The sequence below is a fragment of the Actinophytocola sp. genome, assembly GCF_049647105.1.
Classification (GTDB): Bacteria; Actinomycetota; Actinomycetes; order Mycobacteriales; family Pseudonocardiaceae; genus Actinophytocola.
This window is the reverse complement of the sequence record NZ_JBARWZ010000215.1, coordinates 1-8,125: the sequence shown is the minus strand read 5'-3', so window position 1 is coordinate 8,125 and position 8,125 is coordinate 1. Positions and strand designations below refer to the sequence as shown.

5 protein-coding genes are annotated in these 8,125 nt (G+C 71.4%); 3 read left to right on the top strand and 2 right to left on the bottom strand.

The genetic code is table 11. The annotated features are described in order from the left end of the window. Positions 1-778: 778 nt before the first annotated feature. Both WBA97_RS25255 and WBA97_RS25250 read right to left on the bottom strand, forming a co-directional pair. Positions 779-3,025, bottom strand: a complete 2,247-nt coding sequence (locus WBA97_RS25255; RefSeq protein WP_424233402.1) for an RCC1-like domain-containing protein — start codon at positions 3,023-3,025, stop codon at positions 779-781. A gap of 87 nt (positions 3,026-3,112) precedes the next feature. Further along, a complete protein-coding gene (locus WBA97_RS25250) occupies positions 3,113-4,150 on the bottom strand; it encodes an AraC family transcriptional regulator (RefSeq protein ID WP_424233401.1) in 1,038 nt (345 codons plus the stop codon). A 71-nt stretch (positions 4,151-4,221) separates the two neighbouring features. Here WBA97_RS25250 and WBA97_RS25245 point away from each other — a divergent pair, with 71 nt between their 5' ends. The 3 genes from WBA97_RS25245 to WBA97_RS25235 are packed head-to-tail and all read left to right on the top strand — an operon-like array spanning position 4,222 to position 8,058. Continuing rightward, the gene (locus tag WBA97_RS25245) at positions 4,222-5,718 is read left to right on the top strand and encodes a flavin-containing monooxygenase (RefSeq protein WP_424233400.1); all 1,497 of its coding nucleotides are present in this window, start codon (positions 4,222-4,224) and stop codon (positions 5,716-5,718) included. After that, positions 5,705-7,417 carry an FAD-dependent oxidoreductase gene (locus WBA97_RS25240; RefSeq protein ID WP_424233399.1) on the top strand — a complete coding sequence of 571 codons (1,713 nt, stop codon included), beginning with the start codon at positions 5,705-5,707 and terminating at the stop codon, positions 7,415-7,417. The genes WBA97_RS25245 and WBA97_RS25240 overlap by 14 nt, the downstream gene beginning before the upstream one ends. Next, positions 7,414-8,058 (top strand): acetoacetate decarboxylase family protein, encoded by a 645-nt coding sequence (locus WBA97_RS25235; protein WP_424233398.1) that lies wholly within the window; start codon positions 7,414-7,416, stop codon positions 8,056-8,058. Before WBA97_RS25240 ends, WBA97_RS25235 begins: the two co-directional genes overlap by 4 nt. Positions 8,059-8,125: the final 67 nt, after the last annotated feature.

Here is an 8,125-nt window from a genome sequence, read left to right as displayed (position 1 = left end):
GACCTACCAGCAAGGGCACGATCTTTCGTCAGGACTCAACGCCCAGGCGCTCAGAGTGCTCACCCGCCAGTCGGCCACCAACCCAAGAGTCTGCCCGACGGCCGACTCCCAGAACTGATTAGGCGCTCAGAGTGCTCACCCGCCAGTCGGCCACCAACCCAAGAGTCTGCCCGACGGCCGACTCCCAGAACTGATTAGGCGCTTTCAGGGCGTTGAGCGTCCCAATGGCGCCTTTCGTGGCACCAATCATGCCCCGAAAGCGCCTTTCGGGGCATGGCACCCGCAGGGTGCCTCCCGAAGGGCGCAAGCCCGCCACCAAGGGGCTCCCTGCCATCCCGTCGACCTGGCAACGCCCGATCACACCGTGTCAAGGGGGCACCAACTACCCCAACCGGCGCCAAAAGCTGGAACCGCCCCCTTGACGCGGTGTGATAGCACGAAGTGAGGTCGATGGGATGGCAGGCAGACCCGAACCCAACGCAAGAAACCCTCGAAACCCAGACCATCCTGGAGACCTGCCCCTCCGGCGAGGAGCCGCCGGAGGCAAAGGCCCGCCGACGGCAAACCGGGGAGGCAAAAGATCCAGGCTCAACGTCCTGAAAGCTTTCAGGGCACTGGGTTCGCACCCCGCGAAGCGGGGTTGACCAGCGGAAAGACTTTGCCGACACTCTGCCCGGGGGCGGAGGAGCCCGCGCAGGGTGGGTTCGCCCCGCTCCGTCCAGCCCGCCACCACGGTCACCCGCGAGACGCTGCTCGCGAGTGACCGTGGTGCGCGGGATCAGGGAACCAGTGCGAAGCCCGCGTTGAAACCGCCCGCCACGGCGGTCACGCCGGTCGGCGTGGCGAGCCGCACCGGGACCGACGAGTGCCCGCCCGGCTGCGGCCCGTCGGTCCGGCCGAGGGCCGACCTCTCGTTGTTGCCCCACGCCCAGACCCGGCCGTCGGCGTCCAGCACGTAGCCGCCGTCCTGGAACCCGGCGATGGTCTGCGCGTTCGTCAGGCCCGCGATCCGCACCGGGGTGCCGGACGGGCAGTCGCAGTCGAGCCCGCTGCCGAGGCTGCCTCGGTAGTTGCCGCCCCACGACCACGCCGTGCCGTCCGCCTTCACCGCGAACCCGTGGCTGACGTCGGCGCCGATCGTGGTGACCCCGGTCAGGCCGGTCACCGGGTGCGGCTCGTCGGACCAGCAGTTTTCGGCCGTGGGCGGGATGTCGTAGCACCCGTCGCCGCCGACCGCGCCGTTGCCGAGTTGGCCCTGCCGGTTGTCGCCCCATGCCAGGACCGTGCCGTCGTCGCGGAGCGCGTAGGCGTTGTAGAGGCCGACCTCGATCTGCCGCACCCCGGTCAGCCCCGCCATCTGCACCGGATCGGGCGCACCGTTGCCCCACGTCCACACGGTGCCGTCGGCCTTCAGCGCGTACGCGGAGTCCGGCTCGCCCGCGATCGCCGTGACGCCGGTCAGCCCCGCCACCTGGGTGGGCACGTCCTGCCAGGCCCCCGGCATGCCGCCCCAGCCCCAGACGGTGCCGTCGCTCTTCAGTGCCAGGCTGCCGTCGATCGCGACCACGTCGGTCAGGCCGAGCACCGGCACCGGGAACACGGACTTGGCTTCGTACCCGGACCACCCGTTGCCCAGCTGACCGCCGTTGTTGTGGCCCCACGCCCACACGGTGCCGTCGGCCTTCAACGCGTACCCGTCGGACACCGCGACGACGCCGGAGAGCCCGTACACGGCGGCGGGCACGGCGGCGGTCGCGTGGTAGGACCCGGTGCCGAGCACGCCCCAGCCGTTGTCACCCCACGCGAGCACGCAGCCGTCGGTGCACTCGAACGGCGGCAGCGAGAAGTAGCCCGCCATGTCGGCGATCAGGTGGACGGTGCCAGCGTTGTTGAACAGCCGCACCGATCCGCCGTCGCCGACGCCCACAGTGGTGAGGTTCGCGGCCGTCTGGCCTCGGGTGAGGTTCAGCGTGGACGCGTTCGGCATCGGCAGGGGCGGCGGCCACGCGGTGACGTAGGTGCCCGCGCTTGGCTGCGTCCCGGTCAGGTTCAGCACCACACCGGTCGTGGTCGTGGGCACCGAACCGAGCACGAGGTCGACCGACCGCGCCGCACCGACCGGCCCGCCGGTCCTGGTGTCCAGCACGCGCTTCGGCGTCACCGGGGTGTACAGGGCACCGTAGTCCGGGGTGTAGAACCCGCCCAGGTCGACGATGAGGTGCGTGTTGCCGTTCTTGTTGTACAGGTTGACCTTCCGGTCCTCGCCGAGCGCGACCACGACCTGGTTCGGCGTGGTGGCACCGGCCGCCAGGTTCAGGTTCGACGCCGTCGGCTGCTGGCTGCCCGTCGGCCACGCGGTGACGAAGGTGCTCGCCGTCGCGCCGGTGCCGGTCAGGATGAACGTCACCGCGGTCGCCGACGCGGGTACCTTGCCCGACAGGTCGAGCGTCTCCACCACGCCCGGTCCGAGCGCTCCAGGCGGCCGGAACTCGACCTGGGTCCTGGTGTCCATCACCCGGTTCGGGTTCGCCGCAGAGAACTTGCCGGTCGCGTCGGCGGCGTAGTGACCGGTCAGGTCGGCCAGCAGGTGGACCGAGCCGGTGTTGTTGTACAGCACCACTTTCCGGTCCGCGCCGACCGCGACCGTGACCAGGTTGGCCCGGGTCTCACCGGCCACCAGGTTCAGGTTCGACGCGGTCGGCCGCGCCGCACCGGACGGGTACACGGTCACGAACGTGGCGGTCGTCGGGGTGGCACCGGTGACGTTCAGTACGACCGCGGTGGTCGTCGCCGGTACGGCCGAGGACAGGTCGATGGTGACGGTCTTCGCCGGGCCGACGGGACCGCCGCCGAGTCTCGTGTCGAGCACCCGTCTCGGCGACACCGGTGTGAAACCGGCCGCCTGAGCTTGTGCGGCGGTCTGTGCCCTCGGCTCTGCCTGCTTGGCTGTCGCGGCCGAGGGCGCGACGGTGAGTACGGATAACGCCAGCCCGATGGCCAGCACGGAACTGCCGATGCGTCGCATCGTGTGCCCCCAGGAGGTGATGAGTCAGGAAGACAATCCTCCCCTGGGCACGGCCCTTGTGGACACGCAACTTCCCGGCAACATGGGTCAGCCGGTGCCGGTCCGCTGCCGCACGAACGCGATCGGCGTGACGCCCTTCCACCGCTTGAACGCGTGGATGAAGCTCGACGCCTCCGCGTAGCCGAGCCGGACCGCCACGTCCTCGACCGGCACCGCGCCCTTCGTGAGCAGCTCCTCGGCGAGCGTCTCCCGCACCTCGTCGAGCAGCGCGCGGAAGCTCGTGCCCTCCTCGTCGAGGCGGCGGCGCAGCGTGCGGGTGCTCAGGTTCAGCTCCCCGGCGACGGCCGCCATCGGCGAGCCGAGCCCGCCGAGCCTGGTCAGCAGGTCGCGGACGTCGTGCGCGGTGCCGGTGCGTGCCCGGCGCCGCGCCACCAGCTCCCGGCACTGCGCCTCGCACATCGCCACGGTGTGCGCGTTCGCGAGCGGCAGCGGCTCGTCGAGATAGGCCGCGTCGAACGTCGCCACGTTCGCGGGGCAGCCGAACCGCGGCCGCAGCCCGAAGGCGGCCTCGAACCGATCCCCGGCGGTGGGTTCCGGGAAGCGGAACTCCAGGCCGGTCAGCGGGACCCCGCCCGGCACCAGCTCGTCGATGACCGTGAGGATCGCGGCGAGGTCACGCTCGACGAGGAAGCGGGCCACGTCGGCGGGGAGCAGCCGGTCGTCGAGTGCCAGCCGCACCTGCCCGTCGCCGACGGTCACGTCCGGGATGCTGAACGCGAAGCTGAGGTCGTAGTACCGCAGGGCGACGCCGATCGCGTCCCGCATGGTCGGGCTGGACAGGAACGCGAAGCCCAGGATCCCGAACGTCGTCGCGTGGTACTCGCGGCCCGCCGCCACCCCCGCGTCGGGCAGCGCGGCGGCGAGGTTGCGGACCACTCGCAGCTCCTGGCGGGCCTCGACCTCCAGCGACGGGTCGGCCAGCAGGTCCTCGGTCAGGCCGCTGCCCACGAGGAGGTCGTGCCTGGCCACGCCGTGGTCGGTGCCGAACCGCACCAGCACGCTCGTGCCCGCGATGCCCCTCGGGAAGTCCCAGTGCCGGACCGAGGACTCGGCCAACCGTGTCATGGCCGAAATTATGGATCGCCTGGCCGCTGTTGTCTGGCCGGGGCACCCCCGGGTTCCCTAATGTCAGTGACGTGGCACACGCAACGACACCGTCCGTCGTCGTCATCGGCGCGGGCTTCGGCGGCATCGGCGCGGCGTGCGTGCTGCGCCGGGCCGGTTTCACCGACGTCACGATCCTCGAGAAGGCCGACGGCCTCGGCGGCGTGTGGCGCGACAACACCTATCCCGGCGCCGCGTGCGACATACCGTCGTCCCTGTACTCGTACTCGTTCGCACCCAACCGGACCTGGCCGCGCCGCTACTCCGGGCAGCGCGACATCCTCTCCTACCTGCGCGGTACCGCCGAGGCGGAGGGCGTGCTCGACCGGGTGCGGTTCGGCACCGAGGTGACCGGCGCGTCGTTCGACGAGAGCAAGGGCGTCTGGCACGTCGACATCGCGGGTGGCGAGACCCTCACCGCGGACGTGCTGGTCCCGGCCGTCGGTCAGCTGTCCCGCCCGGTCGTGCCCGACCTGCCCGGCGCGGACACGTTCACCGGGCCTGCGTTCCACTCCGCGCGGTGGGACCACGACGTCGACCTGTCCGGCAAGCGGGTCGCGGTGATCGGCACCGGGGCGAGCGCGATCCAGTTCGTGCCCCACATCCAGCAGCGGGCCGCGCACGTCACCGTGTTCCAGCGGTCCGCGCCCTACGTGATACCGAAGCCGGACCGCGCGTACCGGCCGTGGCACCACCGGATGTTCCGGGTACTGCCCGCCAGCCAGCAGATGGCGCGGCACGCCACGTCCGGCATCGGGGAGCTGCTGACTACCGCCCTCACCTCGTGGCTGCCACTCGGCAGGCTGATCGACCTGATCTTCCGCGTGCACCTGCGCGTCCAGGTCCCCGACGCGGGCCTGCGGTCCCGGCTCCAGCCGGACTACCGCATCGGGTGCAAGCGGCTCCTGTTCTCCAACGACTGGTATCCGGCACTGACCGCGCCGAACGTCGACGTGGTCACCGACCGGATCACCGAGATCACCCCGGACGGCGTGCGCACCGGGGACGGCCGCCTGCACGAGGCCGACGTGCTCGTCTACGGCACCGGCTTCACCGCCACCGACTTCCTCGCCCCGATGGCGATCCGCGGGCTCGGCGGCCGCGACCTGAACGACGAGTGGGCAGACGGCGCCAGCGCCCACCTCGGGATCACCGTGCCCGGCTTCCCGAACCTGTTCCTGGTCTACGGCCCCAACACCAACCTCGGCGGCAACTCGATCATCACCATGATGGAGGGCCAGTTCGGCTACATCCGTGACCTCGTCCGGCTGCTCGCCGCGCACTCGAAGTCCTATGTGGACGTCCGGCGCGCGGCGGCGGACGGGTTCGACGCCGAGATGCGCGACCGGCTGGCCGCCAGCGTGTGGACGGGGTGCTCGAGCTGGTACCGCGAGGAGAACGGGCGCATCACCACCAACTGGCCCGGTCTCGTCCGCGAGTACCGCAGGCGCACCGCACGGGTCGACGCCGACGACTACGTCGTCGTCGAGGTCCGCGACGACAGGGAGCGTGACCATGCCGCACGGTGAGAAGGACTTCGACGTCCTGGTGATCGGTTCCGGGTTCGGCGGCAGCGTCACGGCGCTGCGGCTGACCGAGAAGGGCTACCGGGTCGGCGTGCTGGAGGCGGGCAGGCGGTTCGCCGACGACGAGTTCGCGAAGACCAGCTGGCGGGTGCGGGACTACCTGTACGCGCCGGCGCTCGGCTGCTACGGCATCCAGCGGATCACGCTGCTCAAGGACGTGCTCGTGCTCTCCGGCGCCGGGGTCGGCGGCGGCTCGCTCGTCTACGCGAACACGCTGTACGAGCCGCCGGAGACGTTCTACCGCGACCCGCAGTGGGCGGACATCACCGACTGGCGGGCCGAGCTGGCGCCGCACTACGACCAGGCCAGGCGGATGCTGGGCGTGACCACCTACCCGGGTACCACGCCCGCCGACCAGGTGCTGCGTTCGGTCGCGGAGGACCTGGGTGTCGGCAACACCCACCACCCCACCGACGTCGGCGTGTTCTTCGGCGCCGGGCCGGGGGAGCGGGTGCCCGACCCGTTCTTCGGCGGCGCTGGCCCGGACCGGACCGGTTGCACGAACTGCGGTTCGTGCATGACCGGCTGCCGCCAGGGCGCGAAGAACACCCTCGTCAAGAACTACCTGTACCTGGCGGAGCAGGCGGGCGCGGAGGTGCACGCGCTGACCACCGCCACCGACGTGCGGCCGCTACCCGGTGGCGGCTATACCGTCCACACGCGACGGACCGGCGCGAAGGTTCGCGCCCGGGCCAGGACCGTCACCGCCGACCAGGTCGTCTTCGCCGCCGCATCGCTTGGCACACAACGACTCCTGCACCGGCTGCGAGACCGAGGCAGCCTGCCCGGCATCTCCGGCCGCCTCGGCACCCTCGCACGGACCAACTCCGAGGCGGTGCTCGGCGTCAAGACCCGCACCGACGACGTCGACCACTCCGTCGGTATCGCCATCACCTCGTCGATGCACCCGGACCCGAGCACCCACATCGAGACCGTGCGCTACGGCCGTGGCAGCAACCTCATGGGCATGCTCATGACCGTGCTCGTCGACCCGAGGACCGGCCGCCGCCGCTGGGTGCTCGGCCTGCGCGAGATGGTGCGCCGCCGCCGCGACCTTGGCAGACTGCTCCTGCCGCGGCGCTGGTCGGAACGCTCGATCGGGTTGCTGATCATGCAGAACCTGGACAACTCGCTCACCACGTACACGAAACGCGGGCTGTCCGGGCGCCGGAAGATGACCACCCGGCAGGGAGTCGGCGAGCCGAACCCGGTGTGGATCCCCGCAGGGCACGACGTGGCCCGCCGGATGGCGGACGAGATCGGCGGCATTCCCGGCGGCGCGTGGACCGACCTCGCGAACATCCCACTCACCGGGCACTTCATCGGCGGCTGTCCCATCGGCGCGACCCAGGAGGACGGTGTGGTCGATCCGTACCACCGCCTGTTCGGCCATGATGGCCTGCACGTCGTCGACGGGTCGACGATCTCGGCGAACCTCGGCGTCAACCCGGCGCTGACCATCACCGCGCAGGCCGAGCGCGCGATGTCGTTGTGGCCCAACAAGGGCGAGACCGACACCCGGCCGCCGCCCGGCGCGGCCTACCGGCGGTTGAGCCCGGTCCGGCCGGGGAACCCGGTGGTGCCGGAGTCGGCGCCCGCCGCCCTGCGACTGCCACTCGTCCCGAAGGAGGGTGCGCGATGACCGCGCATCGGCAACCGGAGAACGAGACCGCCTACCCGCCGGAGCCCTGGGACCTCGAGGGGCTCGGGTACGTGTCGCTGTGGCTGGTGCCGGAACGGGTGCTGCCCGCGCTGCCGGATGGCGTGCGGCCGGTGTCACTGTTCGGCAGGACCGTGGTCGCGGTGGGGTTCGTGGACTACCAGCCGGGTGGGTTGCTGCCCTACCACGAGTTCCTGGTCGCGCCGCTGGTCCGCCGCGGCGCCACGGTCGGACTGTCCATCACGGACATCTGGGTCGACAGCGCCGCGTCGAAGGCGGGTGGCCGGGAGCTGTGGGGCATCCCGAAGGACATGGCGGACTTCGAGATGGCACACGAGCCGGCCTTCCACGGCACCGCCCGCCTCGACGGCGAGCTGGTGGCTCAGGCCCGGGTCGCGCGACGCCGTGCCGGGCTGCGGCTGCCGTTCCCGCTGCGCGGCACCATCTGGCAGACGCGTCACGCCGCGCTCGCGCGGACTCCGTTGCGTGTCACCGGCCGCGTCCACCTCGCCCAGGGCAACTGGCGGGTCGACGGCCCGCTCGCGTGGCTGCGCCCGTACCGCCCGTTCCTCACCGTGGCGGCGGTGGACTTCGGTCTGCGGTTCGGCCCGCGCCGTCGATGACCGTGGCGGCGTGGGCGTGGTCCTGACAAGCCGCGGCCGGTACGGACCATGGCGCCATGGTCCGTAC

What these genes read in the sequence shown, in the direction of transcription:
- WBA97_RS25255 (WP_424233402.1), bottom strand. Translation starts at nt 3,025, where the DNA reads ATGCGACGCATCGGCAGTTCCGTGCTGGCCATCGGGCTGGCGTTATCC.
- WBA97_RS25250 (WP_424233401.1), bottom strand. Translation starts at nt 4,150, where the DNA reads ATGACACGGTTGGCCGAGTCCTCGGTCCGGCACTGGGACTTCCCGAGG.
- WBA97_RS25240 (WP_424233399.1), top strand. Translation starts at nt 5,705, where the DNA reads ATGCCGCACGGTGAGAAGGACTTCGACGTCCTGGTGATCGGTTCCGGG.
- WBA97_RS25235 (WP_424233398.1), top strand. Translation starts at nt 7,414, where the DNA reads ATGACCGCGCATCGGCAACCGGAGAACGAGACCGCCTACCCGCCGGAG.